We start from the raw sequence: 21,748 nt of genomic DNA, 5'->3' as shown, positions 1-21,748 counted from the left end.
CAGGACATGGAACAGAAACCAGCAATTGAACCAGAAGCACCGGCGGACTATGCAGCAATGGTCGAAGAAATTCGGCAGCTGCGCGAGGACGTCGCGGAAGCGCGGCAACCACGCGGGATCTTCGGCCGGCTAAAGGCTCGCGCCAGGCGCACTGGCACCTGGCTCGCCAACGGATTGGCACCCGTTGGCGACTCGGACGAGGTGGAGAAGCAAAATGCTGTAGTGCAGTTCCTTGAACGCAAGATGCGCACCAAGCGGGGCAAGGCCGTGATGCTATTGGCCAGTGCAGCAGTTTTTGCGTTCTGGGGGATCGTCCTGTTGCAGATCATGCGGTGATCAAGTCGAACGACTTGGGGAAGTACCAACTGGTACTTCCCCTTTTTTTATGCCGGGGAATTCTCCATCTGAGTGACACACGTACCGGTGCCCTGGGAGTGATCTGTTGTTGAACGCGCAAGAAAACCAGTGAGGAAAGGAGACGAGAACCATGGAAAACATTCATGGGCTTCAAGATAGCCCGTTGAACGATATCGCAGGCATGTGGCTCTGGATCGGGTTCTATGTTTGCGCTGTAGGTGTCGCGGTCGGGGCGGCGCTGCTCGGTTACGGCAAGATCCGTCGCAAAACCGGGATGACCATGAGCGGTGGGATTGCCTTGCCTATTGCCCTAGTCGGTGCTGTGGTCCTGGGCAATATGAATGGTGCGATTCAGTGGTCGTCGACCAAGGAATACACCATGCAGGCTCTGCCCAAGGACGCCCAGAGCCGCGCCATCACGGTGGAGAAGAATCCGCCCAAGGTGACCTGCACGGAGTCCACGAAGTATGCCCCGACCTGGCAGCAGGACGAGGAGTCGAAAAAGAATCGTGAACGGGCTAACGAACTGTGGCCGAAGCTCGTCTCCGATGAAGATGCCGCGAAGCATCCAGAAGTCCTCGGTGTGGAGTACATGCCTCAGGGACCGGATTGCAGCCGCACGAACGAGGTCGCTCAGACCTGCACCACGGTCACTGTCTGGGTCACCAAAGAAGACAGCGAGCCGATGCGACCGGGCGATCAGATTCCTGACGCCATGGATCCCGATAAGCACGAGTACCAAGCTCGCGGCTCCAAGGATTGCTAGTTCAACACCAGCGAACACAAGTTCAATCACGAAACGAAAAGGATAAAAAACCATGTTGACCACAATTACTACGGGCATCAGCGATGTGGCCGTCCGGGCCAGCGGGGTCGTGGCGGAAGGCTTCGACCCGGACATCCAAGTGAATGAGAATGTGCCCGGTGCAGGTCTGATAACGGACATGGCCGGTGGCGTGTTCTTCTACATCTACATCATTCTCGGCGTTGGCCTGGGCCTTGCGGCCATGCTCTGGGGCCTGGGAAAGATCATCAAGAACCAGACCATGCAGACTGTTGGCGTCGGCGCACTCGTGACGATCCTCGTCGCAGCGTGCATTGTCGGTGGCGTGAATGGCCTGATCGCCTGGTCTTCCCGCCAGAGCCTGACCTAAGCACAACCGCGACAGTAAGGAGCGCCGTCACATGTTTGATGACTGGGGCAAGACAATCCAGGAATGGATGAACGGGTCGGTCGAAGGATTCGCCTACTGGGTGTGGATGTGCATCAAGTCCGCATTTTCGTACTCGGATATGAACGATTCATGGTGGATTACCGTGATTGGCGGTACCGTCACGACGAAAGTCGGCGGAGCATCCAGCACCGTCGAGCATCCTGGGATGCTCAACGTGATCGCCTTGGCCGCGATTCCAGTCCTGGTCATCTTCATCGTGCTCCAGTTGGCAATGTCCATGTGGCGGCGTTCTACTGTCGGGTTGATCCGGGCAGCGTTGGCAGGTTTCTTCGCTATCCCGACAACCTATATCTTGACCGGCTTCCTCTTCCTGTTCATCAAGGCGGGGGACTGGCTGGCTAAATTCATCCTTGAAGTCGGCACTGACAATGGTGAAGCGGACGCGATGTCCGCGATCCTGGCACTGTTCGGCTTGAGCTGGGATCCGGCCAATGAGAAAGTCCTCCTCGACGAGAATTACCAGCAATGGGCCCAGGCGAAAGATCCCAATAACACTGGTGGCGCTTTGCCGGGACTGGTCATCATGCTCATCACGTTCATCTGTGCGTTCTTCCTCATGATCATGATGGTGTTCCGCACCTACGCCTTGGTCGTGATGGCAGTTTTCCTCCCTATCGGTGTCTACTCCCTGGCCCACGATGCTGCCAAAGGAATCTTCATGCGGTGGCTGAGCGTCGTGATCGGTCTGATCCTTGCCAAACCCGCAGCGGCCGTGATCATCAAAATCGGACTCACGATTTCCAGCTCTGCCGATGAAGCGCTGCAATTGGCAGCCGGAATCATCGGATTGCTCGTCGCAGGCATGACTCCCATATTCGCGGCAACGTTCATCTCATTCGTGAACAACAATTCCCACGGATCAATGGAATCCGGTGGTGTCGGCGCTGCATCGAACGCTGGACGCCAAGCTTCAAACTTTGCCCGTTCAGCCCGCCAGGGACTCGGCCGCGCTGGCCGTGGATTGACGCGCATGGGCCGCCGCTAACAAGACTAGGACGACATCTTGACTACTGAAACTGCACCCACGAACTCAATTGCTTCATACGACAACGCCAGCTTCGGCCGGCGGCCACGCACTGGCGTATTCATGGGCCTGGGCTGGCTCCAGGTCATATTGACCATCCTGACGCTGCTCATAGCCGTCGGCTCCTTTCTCTCGCGCGGATTCCCCGATGGCATCATCAGCACGTCGATGATCCTGATCGCGGGTGCGGTTCTCATCCTCCCAACGTATTTCGGCCGTTCCCTCCCATCATGGATCGGAGTATTCTTCATGTTTCGCATTCGCAAGGCCATTGGCCAAACCTCCTACCGCCGCAAGCTCGACCAGCAGGTAACGGCTGTGGCTTCCCCCGGCCAGGAAGAAGAGGAGCCATCGAGCTTTGAACTTCCCAAGGGCCACACGCTGATTGACGGCGTGCACCGTGACAAGAAGGGCCGCCTCGTCCTGGGGAAACCTTCACAGCTGCACTTGCCTGGCATCGACGACCAGGTCGAGCTGTACACGGCACCAGGTGGCTTCGCATTCGCCTACGACAAAGCCCGCCATTTGGGGATTATCGTGGCCAAGCTGACGACAACGCGGGCATTCTCCATGGAATCCTCGGACAGGAAGCTGGCGCGCACGGGGGCATTCGACGATGCGCTGACGGCTTTCGGCATGATCGAGGGCCTGGGGCTGATCCAGCTCAGCGACCAGACCCGGATGCTTTCCAGCCGCAACATTCTTGAGCACTACGACAAGCGCATCGAAAAGGCCCCGACAATTGTCGAGTACGGGGAAGAAATCCGGCTGGCAGGTGCGCAGATCGACCCTTTCCTCGATAGCGCCTATCGCGATCAAGTCGAGTCATCGAGCACCCAGTCGATCCATGAGGGATGGATGACATTGGGATTCAATGCGAAAGAGCTGGGGCCTGAAATCGAGGAAAACGGCAAAGGTGTTCCCGGTTTCGTCGAAGCTGTCCTGCAGCGGCTGGACTCGGTGAAAGAGACCTTGCAGCAGTCCGGCGTCTTGATCCAGTACTGGCATGAGCCGCGCTCGTTCGCAGCGTTGATCCGTTCGGCCTTCGATCCCATGTCGACGATTGCCGTCAGTGAACGCAAGGGAGATTTCGCAGGCGTCGAACCTAACGTCGCCGGGCCGATGGCTGTTGAAACGCACTGGGATCATCTTCGGACCGACTCGGCTTTTCACCGGGTCTATTGGATTTCAGAATGGCCCCGCAAAAAGGCCCGCATGGGTTTCATGGAGAAATTGATCTTCGCAGGGGATTTCCCCCACACGGTGAGCCAGGTTCTGCGTCCTGTGACACCGACCAAGGCCTTGAAAAAGGTGGAGACGCGCAAGACCGACTGGGACACCACGGATCGGTTCCGCCAAAAGTCGGGTCGTGCCGCATCCCGTGCCCATGAGGCGGAATTCGAGGACATCGAGAGCTTCGAAGAGCAGCTGGTCGATGGACATGGTTCGTACTATGTCACCGGCCTGGTGTGCGTTGCCGGTGCGACAAAGAGCGAGCTGGAACGCAATTGCGCCAAGATGCGCGATGCTGCCTCCCGTGCACGAATCGAATTGTCGCCAGCGTACGGCCAGCAGGATGCAGCATTCAGTGCCGCGGCATTGCCTTTGGCCAAGGGAATTAATTTGGGAGTTGCATTGCCATGGTAGGTATCAAGACTGTCGTCGGTATCCAAGAACCCGAGGATCGCAAGTCGTTCCGGGCGCTCAAGGCCTTCTTGAAGAAGCAGCGCAAGCAGGAACGGAAAGAAACGGAGCAGCAGTCCGGAGCACAACTTCCCGAAGCCGTTTCCGTGATTAAAGAAGCGAATCAGCCGGAGAACCTGGCTTTCATGGGGCGTTTTGTCCCGCAGATGTTCGCATTGTCGACGTTCACCCTGGCTACGGCGTTCCCGTTCGTATCGGGGCCGCAGATTTCCACGAAGGGCTCCTTGCTCGGCAAGGGCATGTATGGGTCGGGGCCGTTCCGATTCGATCCGTGGGAGCTCTACAAGGACGGGAAGATTTCGAGCATGTCGGCCGTGTTGCTCGGCGCTGTGGGCGAGGGGAAATCCTCGCTGGCCAAGTCCATGGCTTTGAGGTTCTTGCTCCATGGCTACAAGCTGGCGGTCATGACTGACTCCAAGGGCGAATGGACTGTAGTTGTCCAGGCTGTCGGCGGATCCGTGATCGAAGTCGGTCCCGGCCGTGATGCCAGGATCAATCCGCTGGATCCAGGCACTCGCCCCTCGCGGATGACCAACGGCGAGCCAATGACTGACGCTGGGTGGAAGTCAATGGTGCGCTCGCGCCGCATGACGCTGCTGAAGACTTTGGTCGGCATCCTGGTGCTGCGCGACCTGCAATCGACCGAGCATTCGGCGTTGTCCCACGCCCTGGATGCCTCGGTGGAGAAGTACGGTACCGAGCATGTTCTCTTGCCGCACCTGGTGGACTTCCTGCGCAGCCCGGATCCAGATATGGATCCGGAGCTGCGCAAGGCGTACTTGAACCTGAGCTACGCTTTGGATCGCACCAAGGAAGGCGACCTCGCCGGGATGTTCGACGGGCCGACGACCGTCGACTTCGACGCGAGCAAGCCTGCAGTATCGGTGGACACCTCGGCGTTGTCGGGTGCCAGTGCTGAAGCGAAGCGCATCGTGAATGCTTGTGTCGGCAGCTGGGTTGAAGCCATGGTGACGAACCCTGACGGCGGCCAGCGCTTGTGCGTCTACGAAGAAGGCTGGGACAACATCAACTCCGAGGCCGACTTGGAGCGCATGGTGGTGTCGTGGAAGCTTGCCCGCCATTACGGCATTTTCAACCTGCTGGTGATCCACAAGCTGGGCGACCTGAATTTGGCAGGTGACAGCGGATCACGCATGAACACCATGGCGCAGTCGCTGCTTGCCGATGCTGGTATCAAGATTGTTTACCGCCAGGATGAATCCGAACTGAAGCATCTGGCCGACAAGCTGGGGCTGTCGCAGCGCGAGTGCGACATCGTCCGCTCGCTGAAGAAAGGCCAGGGCTTGTGGCGTATCAACCAGGACTCCTATTGCGTGGAGAACATCTTGACGGCTGCTGAAAAGGACTTGCTGAACACGGACGCCCGTATTGTCGAGGGGCTGGACGACGAGGAATGGGAGGACGCGGCATGAGCCGGGAACTACGTGACCCATTGGTGATCGGGGTCGCCATACTGGTGCCGCTGGTCGCAGTATTCGCCCTGGGTGGTCAGCTCGGTGTCTGGTTCAGTTGTGGAGCATTCGGCTCCTTTGGCTCGTTTCCTCCAGGCGGGATCTTCAGCGGGAATCTCGGGGAATTCGCCCAGACTTCCGATGGGTGCACGGCTACGCCGCAATCGTTCTGGATCAGCATCACGGTGCTGTTTTTTGTCGCCCTGATCCTTGCCCTGGTCATCTATATGTTGATCGACCGGTACAAGCAATCGGACAAGTATTTCGTGAAGCAGTTGCGCGTGCGTGACGGAATCGCCAAGGCACCGGAAGTCGACCGGTTCTTTGGCAAGAAGCGTGCTCTGTCCACGGGGTCGACGATCCGCCCCACGATGGTGGAGAAACGCGGGAAGCTATTTTGGAAGCGGCAAGCAGTCATTGCCACTGGCCGTAAATTCCGGGATGCCCAGGCAGTCGCATTCAAGGTCGGCATTTCCATGCTCAAGGAAGTGTGGCTGACCCTGGAAGAGTCGATTTTGCTGATTGGTGCTCCGCGTTCTGGCAAGGGCGTACATATTGTGACGGCGGCGATCATTGATTCGCCAGGGGCTGTCGTGACGACGTCGACGCGTGCCGATAACTACGCGGCGACCTACAAGCGCCGTGAAGCTTTGGGCTCGAAGGTGACCTTGTTTGATCCCCAGGGACTCACGGGCCAGAAAGCCACGTTGAAGTGGTCTCCAATCACTGGTTGCGAGAATCCGCTGACCGCTCAGCAACGGGCGAATTCCCTGATTTCTGCTTCTGGTTTGGGCAAGGGCGGTTCGAATGAGGAATGGCGCGCTCCGGCAGTGCTGATTCTGCAGTCCCTGCTGCACGCGGCCGCGATTGGCCATCGGGGCATGGGCGATCTGATCCGCTGGGGCAACGACATGGGCGCTGCGCGTGAAGCTGTTGACGTGCTGAAGAACAGTCCGCAGGCGGCGGCAGGATGGGCCGGTGCTCTTGACGATGTGATCAATGGCGATGCGAAGCTCGCTGGATCCAAGTGGTTCGGCGTTTCGAATGTCATGGTGGGGCTTTCGGTTCCGGAGATTCGCGAAGTGATGGATCCGAAGCATGAATCGGAGATTTTCGACATCGACGAATTCATCTTGGGCCGGGGTACTTTGTACCTGGTCGGCACTAAGACCGGTGGTGGCTCTGTTGGTGCGTTCCTGATTGCGATGATGGACTCGATCACTGAGCGAGCCCGTGAGATGGCCGCGAAGCTGCCAGGCAACCGCCTGGATCCTCCCATGACGCTGGTGCTCGATGAGATCGCGAATATGGCTGGCGCCTGGCCAGGTCTGACGACGCTCATGGCTGATGGTGGTGGTGTCGGCATCGTTCCTATCCCTGTCTTCCAGTCCCTGGCGCAGGCCCGCGACAACTGGGGCATTGAAGCGTCGAAGAGCATTTTCGACGCGGCGACCGTCAAGGTCCTGCTCGGTGGTTCAGCGAGCAAGGAAGACTTGGATATCTTCTCCTCGCTGATGGGCACACGGGAAGTCACCAAGGAATCGACCTCCTACGGTAAAGAGCATCGGTCGTACTCTGAGCAGAAGCAGGATATTTCGGTGTTGCCTGTTGACGAGCTGCGCCGGTTGCCGTTCGGGTTCGCCATCATGTTCGGACGTACTTCACGGCCGTTGTTCCTGGAGCTCGAAGCGTACTGGAAGCGCAAGGACGCCGAGGGCATCAACGAGTCGAAGAAGTCCTACGACCCAGCGGCCAAGCAGAAAGCCCAAGAAGCCGTTTCTACCGCACCCAAGGTTGATGAAGAGACGGTGTGGTGATGCGTCATGGGGATGTCGCTTCGCCGTTCTGGTAATCCCGAGTATCGAGGGTATTTGCGCTCTCGGGCGTGGGGTTGGCGTCGGCAACGGTGGTTTCGGGACTGCCGTAGCCGAGGTGCCGAGCCCGCGTGCCAGGTGTGCGAAGTGCGCTTAGAAGATGTTGGCTCGCTCGACTTGCACCATGTCTCCTATGACGGGGTTACGAAAGATGACCGGCGACAGTGGGTAGCGAGCGAAGCCGATGACGATCTGATGCCGCTGTGCCGGGCGCACCACAACAAGTTGCACCAGATCATTGATGAGCACGGCCGGGACTACCAGGGGTGGAATCGACGCCGTGCGAGTGTTGTAATTTTAGGCAGATTACGACATGAACACTTGCGAAAGAAAGACCAGAAATGAATCGAACCACTACTGAAACTCGTTGCTTCATTTGCCATAACTCGGATCGAGCGCAGTTTTGGCATACTACAGACCGATCCATTCTCGACCGGGCTGAGTGCAGGAATACAGGCAGCAGCAAGGGGCAGTGGCTGTGCGCAGTCTGCGAGGAAAGCGTGCATCTGTGGATGAAGCAGAATCCTGATGTGCCCGACGCTGCAGCTGTAGCAATGTCGGTGATGATCGGACGAATTAAAGAAGCAATATTCCAGCCGCGCAAGACCAGGCGACGCCCAGATTCGAAAGGCGAAGAGCAATGAGTTCTGAAACTGATGTCCCAGATACTGACGGATGGGCGGATAAGCTCGCGGACTTCGATTTCGGTGAACTCCCTGATACTGCCGAACCGGACACTACTGAGAATCCGGTGGTCGGTTCGCCTTTGCCGTCTCATGTAGATGACGAAGTCGCTGCTGAAGCTGCAGACGAAGGCAGCCTTTGGTTTGGAATGAAATTCGATCAGATTCCGGCAGAGCTGAAGCAAGAAGCTTGGACCGACTTGCGGCGGTGGGTTGACCAGTTCGTCATCCAGCAAAACTTCATTGATGTCGTCTCGCCTTGCTGGTTCCAGCATCCTGACGCAGTCAATGAGCTGTATGCGACATTCTGCGCCGAGTACAAGGTCTGGGAAGAAGGGGCACCGAGTGTCGGGCCGTTCTTGTCGTTCCAGTCGTACTTGCCTGGCTTGAAGCAGCGCTTGAGGGAATCGACATTGAAGGGCTGTGTCTCGGCCAAGCGGCATACCTGGACGGAGCCAGCGGCTTTGCAGTACGACCAGGAAGCCTGGGAAAAGACCCGCGACACCGTGGTCGATGTGGTGTCGGTGCAGCGCACCGAGGAGAAGCAGCAGGTGCGCGCCGCAGTGGAACACCCGCAAGGCACCGTGCCGTCAGCAACTCGGCAGATCGGGCCGACACATCAGACGGTCAAGGTTCTGCCTGAAATCCATGTACGTGATCGCGCCGCCGTGGATGAAGTGCTCCTCCAAGTGGTGCGGCATCGTGAGGATGATGTGAGGTGGCAGGTTCAGCGCGAAGGGCAATGGCATGAGCTGGATCTGCCTGGTTCGGAAGTCGTCAACGTAAGCTGAGATTGATCCGCGAAAGCTAGCCAGGGAATTTCTCAAAAAGTTCGAACAAGGGAACACTTGCCAAGATCAAGAGGACTGTTCATGGGTTAATTATGGGTTGGTGCAGGTTTATTACTCGGACCGCTCGTAGCGCTCTTCCTATTGATCGCGGGCGTAATCATGATTATCTGCGGCTTAGCACAGGATAGCCGTAGGGCAGAAATGCAATCCCACCATCGAAAGGGTGGGATTGCGGTAGTTTCATAAGGGGAATAAAGGCCATACTTGCGCTTTGTTCGCTATGCCCGGCGTTCAGCTGTGGATTCGCTGACGAGATTGCGCCTGCACCATGGCTTTGAGACGTGCGCGGACTTCATCGTGAATGAGAGTTGAGGTTTCCACTCTGGTCTCCACAGACACAACTAGGCCATAGCGGACATGCGTTCCTTTTTTCAGCGTGGCACCATCCTTCATGCACTCGATATTTAGCGGGAGGGTTCCATCCGGTCCGAAGAGCATGGATTGCGCTCCTTCGAAGATTTCGTGTTGACAGCTTCCCCTGCGAGCATTGTGGAATTCGGCTTCGGTTCTGGAACCTGCTGTGATCTTCTTGTCCGGTGTGTCGAAATAGAGATTCGTTCCCCTGTACCGGTTTAGTTGACCGGAGGTTGGAGCCATATATGCCAATGTGACTGTCACACGGTGCCATTCGGGTCGCGAACGGAGCGATTGCGGAAGTGGTATTTGGTAAGTGTGCCTTTGTTCGCGCTCGATGGACCCGCCTGTGATTAGTACAGCACGGTTGGTCGCTGCATTGCCTAGGCGAGATGTGTCGATAGCTCCGTAGCCGAGAAGCGTGCTGAGTTCACGCCGTGACTGCTGTGGATCCATGTCAAGAAGCTGCCGCAGTCGTTCGGCGCGGCTGCCCCATTCGCTTGAGTGGATTAAGAGGGCTTTTGTGAGAACAGGGTGATAGAGAGCGGCTGGAAAAGACGGGTCTCCGAGATCGGCCCCTGCTTCTAGAACGTCGAAGATTCTGCTGGCTTCGCGGGTAACGAGAGCAGTGGCATTACTGGTGCCGTGTGTGAAAGCCAACGCGTTCGAGGATCCGCCCCTGGCAGGTGCCGCGACCATTGTTCCGGGCGGGAATGCCGGAGTGTTCAGAGCCTGAAGCTGTACTTCGCTGTCACCCGGATTGATAACAGGACGAGAATAGAGAACACGACCACCGGAGTGGTAGATGTCCGGTTTAATCGATCGGCCAATGCCTGGCCCGACAGCACTGTAGTGCGCGGGCATGTCCGTGTCGACTAGATCCCATACGCCGTCTGGCAGCTCGATTTCTCCGGACTCATCAGCATGGATCGCCCCAACAGTAATTGCGTTGAGCGCGTCACCTGGAGGAAGAATTCCTCGTTGTCTACTCTTCGACCTGGTAGCTTTGAGCGCGGCGAGACCGGCGTCATCTGAGGACAGCGCATCAGCGGCAGGTATGTAGATTGGCTGGCTGTGATTTCCGGCGCTCACGATAAACAAAAGATTCTTTTCCAGCGCAAGCCAATCGAGTAGGCGTCCGAGCGGACTCATCTTGCGCACGAACGCTCGTGACTCGACTCCAACTGACAGGTTGATTATGCGCACGCTGGGCGCTTCAGGTTCTAGACCTCCCTCGCCTCCTACTATTCGTAAGATTGCTCGATGGAGCAGATCAGTGAATAGTTCGTCGTTGAGAACGTGCTCAATGCCCTGCAGGTACTCGTGCGGCCGCATGATAGGTCTCACATAGAGCCTACGGTCTAGTGGCTTTGAAGGAGCCGAAAGATCACCATGTATGATCAGTGAGGCCATCGCGGTCCCGTGAAATCGAGTACCGGCTTCATAATCTTCGCCCAGGCCATCAGGGTCGTCGATGGTGAGCCGACCAGCAAGGCAATCATGTTTTCCAAAAGGAAGCCCGTCGAGAAGGGCGATCCGGGGAAGCTCTTGGATTTTCTCTGAAGGAATCGGGACTGCAGAGGAGATCAACTCGTTCTCCCCGGGCCCAGTTACGCTCATGGGTGTGCAAGGGCCCACGAACATCACTTCATCGGCGGTGAGGATGCTAATGGCTTCCGCCCCGCGTTCCAGGACGGCGGAGACTTGCTGAATCGGAAGTTCGACTAGAAGCGCGTGATAGCTGATGCCAGCAATCTCTGAGCGGCTCTTGACGCTTCCGCCAGATTCAAGGATCACCGCAGTGAGGTGTGATTCTGCGTGCCGCCGGTCTTGCGCCTCGCGTCTATACCAAAGTTCGACTTCTACCAGCACCGGGCTGAAGTACTGGCCGACGACTTCAAGGCGTTCTTTCCAGTTTTCGATGAGGCCGGTTTCAAGAATGCGGTCTTCTGGTCCCCAACGGCGGATTGCTCGTAATTGTTCGAACGCAGTTCGGAACTTTGCCAATCCACGCTGAAAGGTCATCTTTGGATTTGCTACCCAGTCATTGAAGAGCTTGACGAGCTGACCAGCCGCTTTAGCGTTCGACATGACAAGTTGCAGGGACCGTCCGACTCCGCCGTCCACGCGACCTTCTGCCTTTCGTGTCAGATGGAAGTCGTCATCAGGCTCTGTCTCTTCATCGAGTAATTCTGCAAGAAATTCCAGACCTTCAATTTTATTGACGGCGTTGCGGAAATCCGCGATGCTTCCGGCAAGATCGAAGACAAGCACAAGCTCTGGATCGACTTCGTCGGAACTCTCCGGTGAGAGGTGGGCGCGACGGCTAGCGAATGCGTCGATAAGTTCTCGGAACTTGGGCGCTAGCCGCTCGCCCTGACGACCTGATCCAGGCCCTTGGACCTTCGGTGGAACGGAAGGCCGTTGTTTGATCCGATTTCCTATCTCTGGCGCACCGAGCGCGAGAAGCGGACGTCCTTCGCCGGTCATTCAGCAGCCTGATTGCGCCAGTGTTCCAGCCGCTCTTTAACGATACGGCGCACATCAGTATCGGGGAGTTCTAAAACTGCTCGACGTCGCACATCGAGAGCGAACTCCTCGAGCTCAGCAAAGCTTGCGCCAGCAAGTTTGTCGGCAAGCGTGCGTGGAGCGAAGCCAAGATCACCCCCGAAACGGTTGGCTAGTCGTTCGAGGTATCGAGTCGCTTGAGAGCGGCTTGGCGAATCGAGTTCTGCTCGCACCTGAAACCTTCTCCAGGCTGCTCTGTCGAGAAGCTCACTATGATTCGTTGCGCCAACGAACACGACATGAGCTGGTAGGCGATCTATTTGGAGAAGAAGCGTTGAGACTACACGTTTAATCTCACCTGTTTCGTGTTCATCTGAGCGTTCTTTGGCGATAGTGTCGAGTTCGTCGAAGAAAAGAACGCAACGGCGAGTTCGCGCGAATTCAAACGCGCTGTCAAGGCGGGACGCTGTCTCTCCGAGGAAGCTTGACATCACCCCTTCATAACGAATGACGTAAAAAGGAAGCATCAATTCGGAGGCGATTGCCTCAGCCGTGCTTGTTTTTCCGTTCCCTGGAGGTCCTGCCAGTAGGATACGGTTTCGTGGTTCTATTCCATAACTGCGAAGGAGCTCCGCACGCTTTTGCTCTTCGATCAGTTCAGTAATAACTCGCTCTGGCACAGGAGCGAGTTCAAGTTCTGTCAGCCTGCGCTGAGGAACGATCTCATCGACTAGATCACTGACAGCGGCTGCTCGGTCGTCTCTCACTAGTCCTTGGCCAGTAGTCATGATTAGTTCAGAGAGGCGATCTGCGAGAAGGTGGTGTTCCTTTGCCCGTTCCTCGGCTATGACGGCTTCGACTAGGTTTCGGAACTTGTCTCGATCGCCATGTCGCTCTGCCTGGACCAGGTCGAGAAGGAGATCTGCCCGTGCCATCGATGGTCCTCCTTCAAATCGATCTGTTTTGTGTTTCTAGTCTACCCGTTGACTAGACACGTGCTTCAGCTCAAATAGACATCATTTCTGCAGGAAGAGTTGTCGTTTTTGTCGCAGAGATCCCTTCCTATTGCTGAATTGCCTACCAAGACGCTAAAGACGGGAGGCAGGACGACGTGTACCGCTCCAGCAAAAATAGGGCGCCGACAATTTTCCTGAAATCGAAGGTACAACAGATAACCGACAGTTTTCTGGGCAGAGCAAACCTGGCGGCCAACCAAGCTGGCCGCCAGTTCCAGCACTCATTTATCAGTATTCACGAAGTGCAGCATCATCCGTCCAAGTCAGCCGAATCCACGAGAATTTTCGTTTCCCCCAATGGGGAATGCGTTGTCGCGGCCGCATAGAAGCATTCTCCCGGAGCAAGCTCTTGGACCCGCTCTCTCAGATAGTTCCACAGGGAAGCGCATTTTTCGCATGCTTCAGAATGGGCAATGCGGTCGATGGGTATCCAGTACGGGGCGTCAGCCACGACCAGAAGGCAGATAATCCCCGTAATGGGGTGTGAGATCGCATGGGGCTGTTGCTCCTCATTCCGGGCCAGATTTACCGTGGGGGACTGCTCTGCGTCCGGGTGGGCGTGGCGCAGGAATGGGACATATAGCGCCTGGTCGGTGGAAACCAGATGATCGAAAATGGGTGTTGCGTAGGCTTCGGCGGAAATCCTCGCCTGATTCGTCGTCTGTGACATGATGCATTCCTTTCTGAAGTTCTATGAGCTGATCACTGGTTCTCCGAAAAATTGTGTGTCACACGCACTTTTGTCCCCGAATCGGATTCATTGACGTACGCATCGAGTAAGCAGCACGTAGGAACGGAGAGACGAAATGAATATGGGATCCAAGACCGTCACAGGCAACCTGGCCAATGATCCTCTCTGGCGGGACACGGCGAATGGAAGGTTGTTGGCGCTGCGCTTGCTCGAAACGCAGCGTGTGTTCAATAGGGAAAGCCGGAATTGGGAAGACGGCGAAACGACGAGGTTCGACGTGGCGATCACCGATGAGCGCATGGCCAAGAATGTCATGGCGTCGGCCGGCAAGGGGGACCGCCTCACTGTGACTGGTTCCTACGACGTTCAGTCTTACGTTGGCAGCGAGGGTGAAGCAGGGCTGAATCACCGGATCTTCGCCAATGACGTTGCGGCCTCGATGAAGTTCACGGAGGTACAGGTTCCCGAGCGGCAGAAGTCCGCAGCAGCACCTGGCGTTGACCCGTGGGGGCCGCAGGCGACGCAGGAGCAACCGCAACAGGCAGCGCAGGAGCAGCCACAGCAGGTGGCCCAGGCCAATGGCGTGCAGGGGGCCGCTGAATCCGGCCATGTATCGCCTGCGCGGCGCTCCGATGAAGCCAAGCAGTTTGGCAGCCGCATGACCGAGCGGTTCTCCCAGCAAGGGCCGCCACCAGTGCATTCGCCGTCTGCAGGCGGCCCGTCGTACTAGGAATTCCCATCTCTTCAGTAGCCCCGCAGATTGTTTGCGGGGCTACTTGACTTATTCGCCCGTCCATCATGTTATGTAAAGTAAGTAGGTTGCTGTGGCCCGAAAGAAGCTAAGGCAAGAAGAGGTTCTATTCGATTTTGAGAACGGAACTTTCCAGATTAATGAGGAGCTTACCAATGACTCAGAACCCAGCATCAATGACACTGACGCTCAGCCAAGACGATCTGAAGGGCATCGACCAGATGCTCAGCGGCCAGATGGAGCCGAGTTCGATGATTCACCAGTGGGAGTCGAATCCGGAGTCCTGGAAGACCCCGGAGCAGTGCCCGTGGGGCAATATGGTGGAGGACTTCAACCAGGAGTTCGACCAGGTGCCGACGATGCTGGACCAGATCCTGTTTCGCCACCGGCAGATGAGCGAAGCGTTCGAGGACGCAATGATGAACAACCTGTGGTTCAAGCGGGGAACGATGAGCCCGGACTTCCCGAGCAAGTTCACCCACGAGGAGTTCAAGGGCGCGACGGACTGGGCGAAGCAGCAGACGCTGATGGCGATGGACAAGATCAGCCAGGAAGTGGTGCAGCATCTGGAGCTGGAGGGCCTGCCGCTGACCACCGAAGGGACAGCGCCGGATCTTCGCCTGTACAAAGCACCAGCAGTGAAGAAGTAGACGAAGCTCTACCTGAGCGTTCTGGCCCGGTTCCATCCCGATATGCGGGGGAGCCGGGCCTTGCCGCGCCCAAGAATGAACGCGAACGCGTCCATTACAATCTCGATGCGCTCGAACTGCTCAACACGCTCAATGACGAGCATCGTTGGCCGTCTCCTGACGAGCAAGCGAAGCTGGCCAGGTACGCATCGTGGGGCGGTGCGTCCAAGGTCTTTGAAGAATTCCGTCCCGAGTGGGCTGAGGAACGCGAACGCCTCAAGTCCCTGGTTGATGTAGACACCTACCGGCAGCTGAGCGCCACGACGCTCAATGCGCACTTCACGCCCGACGAGCTGGCCAGCTCGATGTGGACGGCCTTGGAGCAGGCCGGTTTCAAGGATGGCCAAGTGCTTGAGCCTGGTTCAGGCAAAGGCACGTTCATCAAACACGCGCCAGCGGGCGCCCAGATGGTTGGCGTGGAGATTGACACGGTCACCGCGCAGATTTCCATTTTCCTTGCCCCCGACGCGCAGATCCACCGGGAATCGTTTGGCACATTCAAGCGAGAGAACGAGTCGTTCCATGCCGTGATCGGCAATGTGCCGTTTGGAGATTTCCGTGTACCGGATCCCAAGCACAATCCCGGCCGCTATTCGATCCATAACCACTTCATCAATAAGTCCCTGCAGCTGACGGCTCCCGGCGGCTATGTCGCGGTCGTCACCAGCTCCTACACCATGGATGGGCTGCGGGCGACAGCGCGCAATGAGATGATGCGCCATGGCGACCTGGTGGGAGCGGTGCGCTTGCCCAATGGCGCATTCAAGGCTTCTGCCGGCACCGACGTGATGGCTGATGTGCTGGTGTTCCGTGCCAGGGAAAAGGATCGCGACCGGGCAGATGACGCCTGGTTGAAAACCGGGGACCTGGTTGTCGGTGATGACACGGTCACGGTGAACCAGTATTTCCTGGAGCATCCGGAAAACGTTCTGGGGCAGTGGCAAACACGATCGACTCCGTTCGGCGGCAGGACGGCCGCCGTCTCCAACCCTGACATGGATAACTTGGGCCCGCAGCTTGAAGCAGCGCTCTCCCAAATTGTCCAGACCGCTAAAGCCCAGGGCCTGGGCTATGGGCCACAGGCCATCGATGCCCCGGAATACGAGCCCGGCCTGCATACCGAAACGGTGCTCACCCATGCGGTGGGCCATGTCCGGTTTGAGGAACAAGCGTTCCAGAGCTACGAAGCCGATGGAACCTGGTCGAAAATCAGCGTGCCCAGGGCGGCTGTCGCCGAATCGCGGCGTCTGCTGGAACTGCGTGACGGCGTCGTCAATCTGATCGATCTGCAGCGCACTCATGCAGATCCGCAACACGTAGCCGATGAGCGTTCGGCCTTGATTGAGAAGTACGAGTCCTACGTCCAGGATTTCGGGCCAGTGAACCGCACGGAATCCGTCTACCGGACACCGTCGCCAGCAGCGCAGAAGAAAGAACTGGCCAAGCTGGAAGCCGCGTGGCGCGACACCCTGCCCGATGACGGCGACATCGCGCCTGACGACGTGCCCATTCCGGACGAGCTTGCCGAACAGTGGCAGGACGAAGTCTCCGAGGAACGGCTCACGCGCGTCAAGCAGGATCACCTGAAGTTCCTGAAGACCGACGCCATGACGGGCCTGCTGACCGCTATCGAACGGTATGACGCGGAGACCGGAGAAGCAGAACCAGGCGACGTGCTGCTCAAAGATGTCGTTGATCTGCGTGCTCGGCCCGAGTCTGCGGCGACAGCGCAAGCCGCAGTGGCCATCAGCATGGATGAGCTGGGCAGGATCGACGTCGAACGTGTCGCAGAATTGCTCTCGACCGATCAAGAGCAGGCGCTCAAGGCCCTGGAGCCTTTGTCATTCAAGAATCCTGAGAATGGCGAGCTGGTTCCCTCGGTGGTGTACCTTTCCGGCCTGGTGCGCGACAAGCTGGATGCCGCCGAGCTCGCTGCGGCCGAGATTCCCGAGTACCAGCGCAATGTCGACGCACTGAAAGACGTGCTGCCGCAGGATATCCCCATTGAAGACATTTCGGTGAATCCTGGTGTGCGCTACGTGTCGGCGGAAACCTACACGCAGTTCGTGCGGGAGACCCTGCAAATGGACGCCAAGGTTGCCTGGAACGAGGCAACGTCGTCTTGGGAGTTGGAGAAACCGAAGAAGCACCGGTGGGATCCGAAAGTCCAATTCGATTTCGGTACCGATCACCGGCGCCCGGATTCGCTGATGCTCAATGCCTTGAACGGCACCGCCCCGGTGGTGACCTTCAAGGATGTTGACGGCAAGAGCGTGAAGAACGACGTGGCTACGACAGCGGCGCGTGAAAAGCTGGAGAAACTGAAGACCGAGTTCCGTTCGTGGGTCGTGGCCGACCCCGAGAGGGCGAAAGGCATTGAGAACAGCTACAACCGGGCTTTCAATTCGCTCGTTGCCCCGGACTATGCGCAATTGACGTCGGAGATGGCTTTCTCTGGCTTGGCACAGGGCCGCGAGCCCTATGACTATCAGCGCGCGGCCGTCGCCCGCGTGATCAACGAACCGGCGGTGCTCCTTGATCATGTCGTGGGTGCGGGCAAGACCGGCACGATGGTGATGTCCTGCATGGAGCTGCGTCGTACAGGTATCGCCAACAAGCCAGCTATTGTCGTTCCCAACCACCTGGTGGAGCAGGTGGGACGCGAGTTCAACGAGTGGTATCCCGGGGCAAGAGTCCTGACGATTGCCACTGGCGTTGACGCTGTTGAGCGCACTCGCGCAGTGGCACAGGCAGCCGCGGGGGATTGGGATGCTGTGGTGATCCCGCAAACGACCTTCGAGAAGATCAAGATCGATCCGCTGCGCACGGCTGAGTGGCTGGAACAAGACATCGAAGCCTTGAAGTCGCAGATTCCGGGCGCGGACGAGAAGCACACCAAGGAGTTGGAGCGGGAGGTCAAGAAGCTCAAAGAGCGCTACGACAAGGCGACAGCGCAAAAAGATCCCGGGGTGACATGGGAGCAGACCGGCATCGACTACTTGTTTGTTGATGAAGCCCACAACTACAAGAATCTCGGCCGCACCGCACCGTTGAAAGAGTTGAGCTGCGGGATGACCAACCGCGCCCAGGATCTGGATCATAAGTTGCGGACGATGCGCGAGGCCAAGACGGAAGCGGCCATTGCCACAGGACGCTATTCGGACTCGTATATTCCGGCCGTGGCCACGTTCGCTACGGGGACGCCGGTGGCCAACAACATGTCCGAAATGTGGGTCATGCAGCATTACCTGCGCCCGGACTTGCTGGCACGCGCCGATGTGGATTCCATCGGGGCCTGGGCGACGGCATTCACGGTGCAGGGCCAAGTGATCCGTCCGAAGCCAGCAGGCGGCGGCTACGACCAGATCATGAAGGTCAAGGAGTACGTCAATGTTCCCGAGCTGGTCGGCCTGTCGGCTCAGTTCACAGATGTTGTCACGACTGATCAGCTGACCGCCAAGCTACCGGCGCTGCGCTCAGGGGAGCGCCTGTTGAAACGCCGCGAGCCAGAAGCCGCTGTGCAGGAGTTCATTGCCGATTTGCAGGAGCGCGCCGAAGCGCTCAAGGGCACGCGCCCGGAAAAGGGCGGCGACAACATGCTCAATGTGGTCAATGACGGCCGCAATGTCGCCTTGGCATCTGAGCTGGCAGGGCTGGATCCAGAAGAGGACGGTGGGCGCGCCCGGCAGGTCGCGGCCACCATCATGGCTGAGCACCGGGCGAGCCAGGACAAGCAGTTCCTGGACGCGCATAAGAATCCGCATCCGATGCCTGGTGGATTGCAGATCGTGTTCGCTGACCGGGCTACGCCGAAGCCAGACGGCACGTTCTCGATCTACACGAAGATCAAGCAGGAGCTCATGGACATGGGTATGGAGCCTGAGCGGATCGCGTTCATCCATGACGCCAAGAATGGGCGTCAGCGCGACGCTCTGTTCGAGAAGTGCCGGACCGGACAAGTCAACGTCATCATCGGTTCCACTGAGAAAATGGGCACGGGAACGAACATCCAGGCGCGCGCGATCGCACTGCACCACGTTGATGTGCCGTGGCGGCCGGCCGACGTCGAGCAGCGCGAAGGCAGAGTGATCCGCCAGGGCAACCAGAACGACGAGATAGAGATTTTCCAGTATGCGACGGACCAGACATTCGACGTGTACATGCACGACGTCATTGCCAAGAAGGCGTCGTTCATCAAGCAGCTCAAAGTCGGCGCCCAGGTGAGCCGCACTGCGGAGGATCCGTTCGGAGGCTTGGACATGTCTGCGGCGCGTGCCTCGGCCGCATTGAGTGGAGACCCGCGCTTGTTGCAGCTTGCGGAGCTGGAGTCTGCGGTCAAGGAGCTGGAACAGCTCGATGCCGCCCACACCAGCGCAAAGCAGAACGCGAGAGCAACCCAGGGGTTCGCCAAGTCCTCGCTGGACTCCGCAAATGCGACGATTGCTGATCTGGAACAGCGGATTCCTGGCTCGATTTCGACTCAGGGAGAAAGCTTCAGATTCAGCAGCGCCACGGGTGAAGTGTTCACGGATCGTGTCGAGGCGGCGAATCATATCCGGCATCGGATGCTGGCTGCGTTGAATCCTGGCGCGGATCCGCGCGAGCGTTCCCTGGGTACCCTGGGTGGCCATGAATTCGTGTTCACACCCATCAGCCAGATGGATTCCGTGCAATACGGCATGAATGGCTCGCCGCATTCGAAGACGCTGGGCCGTGGCGACTTGGGAGGGGCCGGCACTGACTATGGCGTGGTGACCCGCTTGGAAAACTTCGTGTCCGGGTTGCCTGCCGAGCTGGAGCGCCAGCAGGGCCGCATTGAGGATCTGACGAGCAAAATCGAAGCGGCTCAGCAAGTCTTGGACAGTTCGTTCGACCGCGCGGCCGAGCTGCAGACCACCATGCAGGAGTACAAGACCTTGCTGGCCGAGCTGGGGGAGAAGGACGAGAAGCGTCAAGCCGATCATGAGTTGTCTCGTGATCAGATGATCCTGTTGTACGAGGAATTGCCAGAGGGGCCCATCGGCACGGTGGCCCGCAATGGCGATGTGGTCTATCACGAGAAGAACAACTACCGGATTGCTGCTTCGGAGGATGGGAATCTCTACGGGTTCGATCTTGATGCGGAGCCCGATGCGGAGAACATCAAGCTGCAGTCTTACGCCCAAGTGAGCGTCCTGAGCCGATCAATGGATTCACTGACCGAGCATGAGAAGCGGGTGCTGGAGTTCAATCGCGACCACGACGTGGTGACGCATGACCGGGAGAGCATCGAGGATGGTGACCGGGTATCGGCTGATCTGCGCCAGCAAGGCGGCGGTACGAAGTCCGTGACCGGAGTGGTGCGTGTTGGAGGCCGTGATTTCTATCCAGATGAATCTCCTGAACGGGCGGTTCCGTTTATCACTGCGGGCCCTGTGCTGCGCGTCGATGTAACCAACCCGGAGAAGATTGCCGCAGAACAGGCGATGCGAGAGGCCGAGCGAAGCAAGGTGCGGCCGAACGACTTGCTACCTGGTGACGTGTTTGTCGAGGACGTTCCCTACATGGGCGCTTACGCCGGAGATGTGATGAGGCTGCAGCAACGCTACGGCGGCTTGTCCAAAGTTCCGGCGAGTTCCGATACAGGGGTACCGCGAGAGACGCCGCGGTACAACGTGCGCGGCCAAATGCCTGATCATATTCAGCGCGTTTCGGGCCGAGACTTGACCAGCGAGGAACGGGGCATGGTTTTCCCGGATCCGGTGGTCACAGTGAATGCCTTGCGTGAGGGCGACGCGGTGCGGCTCAAGGACTTGGATACGTCGAAAACGGATGATCACCCGGTGCGCGTCCTAGACGTCTCTGGCTACTACAGTTCGAAGATCACCGTGAAATACATGGATGAGGACGGATCAAAGGTCGAGGTCGCGCGACGAGATGACCAGCAGATCGAGGTTCTGGCACGGCGGCATGGTGCCTTGAATGCTGTTGAGCTGGCTTATCTTGCTGGTGCTGAGCACGGAGCGCAGAAGCGACTAGCGAAGAGCCTGAGTCCTGATGACCAAGGCATGTACCTCACTGGCATCAACCAGGATAATGGCCAGGAATTCCACGGCGTGTTCCAGAGCATTGACGAAAACGGGTATGCGACGGTTCTCGACGATAACTTCCGGCGTGAACGACACAGCTTGGCAGCTTCCAGCCGGCTAGTTGTCAGTGACCAGGACATTCCTTTGACGTCACTGGAGTGGAATGCAACAAGCTTGCAGAACGCGGCGCCGGAGGGGCAGAGAGCTGAACCGGAGCGAGTGGAAGTAACGGACACTGATGCCGCCCCTTCAAAGCAGACCGGTGTTGAGCGCGGCCAGCCTGCCAAGACCAATGCAGCGGAGGTGCGAATGACTGATCGCCTGAGCCATGTGCTTGCGCCTGCCGATCATCAGCGGCCGCCTCTGCCTCCCGCAGGGCCAAGCAGCGCGGGTCCTGGGATAGGTAGGTAAACAACTGGAATAGCCGCATCAGCATGAGAGCCACAACCAACATTGGTTGTGGCTCTCATA

General features: G+C 58.0%; 15 protein-coding genes. 11 read left to right on the top strand and 4 right to left on the bottom strand.

All coding sequences use genetic code 11. The features are described 5' to 3' along the window. The first annotated feature begins 6 nt into the window (after positions 1-6). The 7 genes from H6F58_RS04870 to H6F58_RS04840 all read left to right on the top strand — a co-directional run bounded on the left by H6F58_RS04870 (position 7) and on the right by H6F58_RS04840 (position 7,609). Positions 7-336, top strand: a complete 330-nt coding sequence (locus tag H6F58_RS04870; protein WP_195181246.1) for a hypothetical protein — start codon at positions 7-9, stop codon at positions 334-336. Positions 337-487: 151 nt separating this feature from the next. Then, entirely contained in the window at positions 488-1,123 is a 636-nt protein-coding gene (locus tag H6F58_RS04865; RefSeq protein WP_195181245.1) for a PrgI family protein, read from the top strand. A 52-nt stretch (positions 1,124-1,175) separates the two neighbouring features. Then, positions 1,176-1,511 (top strand): hypothetical protein, encoded by a 336-nt coding sequence (locus H6F58_RS04860; protein WP_195181244.1) that lies wholly within the window; start codon positions 1,176-1,178, stop codon positions 1,509-1,511. 31 nt (positions 1,512-1,542) lie between these two features. Then, the gene (locus H6F58_RS04855; protein ID WP_195181243.1) at positions 1,543-2,577 is read left to right on the top strand and encodes a conjugal transfer protein TrbL family protein; all 1,035 of its coding nucleotides are present in this window, start codon (positions 1,543-1,545) and stop codon (positions 2,575-2,577) included. An 18-nt stretch (positions 2,578-2,595) separates the two neighbouring features. Then, positions 2,596-4,263, top strand: coding sequence for an SCO6880 family protein (locus H6F58_RS04850; protein ID WP_195181242.1), 1,668 nt, complete (start codon positions 2,596-2,598; stop codon positions 4,261-4,263). Next, positions 4,257-5,753 carry a conjugal transfer protein TraC gene (locus H6F58_RS04845; RefSeq protein ID WP_195181241.1) on the top strand — a complete coding sequence of 499 codons (1,497 nt, stop codon included), beginning with the start codon at positions 4,257-4,259 and terminating at the stop codon, positions 5,751-5,753. The genes H6F58_RS04850 and H6F58_RS04845 overlap by 7 nt, the downstream gene beginning before the upstream one ends. Beyond that, a complete protein-coding gene (locus H6F58_RS04840; RefSeq protein WP_195181240.1) occupies positions 5,750-7,609 on the top strand; it encodes a type IV secretory system conjugative DNA transfer family protein in 1,860 nt (619 codons plus the stop codon). The genes H6F58_RS04845 and H6F58_RS04840 overlap by 4 nt, the downstream gene beginning before the upstream one ends. 150 nt (positions 7,610-7,759) lie before the next feature. Here the strand turns inward: H6F58_RS04840 and H6F58_RS04835 are convergent, their stop codons facing one another. Then, complete coding sequence (locus H6F58_RS04835; protein ID WP_195181239.1) at positions 7,760-7,915, bottom strand: hypothetical protein; 156 nt, start codon at positions 7,913-7,915, stop codon at positions 7,760-7,762. Between the two features lie 391 nt (positions 7,916-8,306). Between H6F58_RS04835 and H6F58_RS04830 the strand changes: the two genes are divergently transcribed. Further along, positions 8,307-9,140, top strand: a complete 834-nt coding sequence (locus tag H6F58_RS04830) for a hypothetical protein (protein WP_195181238.1) — start codon at positions 8,307-8,309, stop codon at positions 9,138-9,140. A gap of 291 nt (positions 9,141-9,431) precedes the next feature. Here H6F58_RS04830 and H6F58_RS04825 read toward each other — a convergent pair whose 3' ends face one another. The 3 genes from H6F58_RS04825 to H6F58_RS04815 all read right to left on the bottom strand — a co-directional run bounded on the left by H6F58_RS04825 (position 9,432) and on the right by H6F58_RS04815 (position 13,748). Continuing rightward, positions 9,432-11,828 (bottom strand): S8 family peptidase, encoded by a 2,397-nt coding sequence (locus H6F58_RS04825; RefSeq protein ID WP_348536369.1) that lies wholly within the window; start codon positions 11,826-11,828, stop codon positions 9,432-9,434. Positions 11,829-12,040: 212 nt separating this feature from the next. Next, positions 12,041-12,997: an ATP-binding protein gene (locus H6F58_RS04820; RefSeq protein WP_195181236.1), complete on the bottom strand. Its 957-nt coding sequence runs from the start codon at positions 12,995-12,997 to the stop codon at positions 12,041-12,043. A 331-nt stretch (positions 12,998-13,328) separates the two neighbouring features. Continuing rightward, on the bottom strand, positions 13,329-13,748 hold the full coding sequence (locus tag H6F58_RS04815; RefSeq protein WP_195181235.1) for a hypothetical protein: 420 nt from the start codon (positions 13,746-13,748) through the stop codon (positions 13,329-13,331). A 136-nt stretch (positions 13,749-13,884) separates the two neighbouring features. Here H6F58_RS04815 and H6F58_RS04810 point away from each other — a divergent pair, with 136 nt between their 5' ends. From H6F58_RS04810 to H6F58_RS18105, 3 genes are all read left to right on the top strand, one after another. Next, complete coding sequence (locus H6F58_RS04810; protein WP_195181234.1) at positions 13,885-14,499, top strand: single-stranded DNA-binding protein; 615 nt, start codon at positions 13,885-13,887, stop codon at positions 14,497-14,499. A 176-nt stretch (positions 14,500-14,675) separates the two neighbouring features. After that, entirely contained in the window at positions 14,676-15,170 is a 495-nt protein-coding gene (locus H6F58_RS18110) for a hypothetical protein (RefSeq protein ID WP_244652317.1), read from the top strand. 344 nt (positions 15,171-15,514) lie between these two features. After that, positions 15,515-21,688: a helicase-related protein gene (locus H6F58_RS18105; protein ID WP_348536374.1), complete on the top strand. Its 6,174-nt coding sequence runs from the start codon at positions 15,515-15,517 to the stop codon at positions 21,686-21,688. Positions 21,689-21,748 lie beyond the last annotated feature (60 nt).

This window comes from Glutamicibacter sp. FBE19 (assembly GCF_015524875.1).
Taxonomy (GTDB): Bacteria; Actinomycetota; Actinomycetes; order Actinomycetales; family Micrococcaceae; genus Glutamicibacter; species Glutamicibacter halophytocola.
Note: the sequence above shows the minus strand (reverse complement) of the source record. Positions and strands in the feature narration are given on the sequence as shown.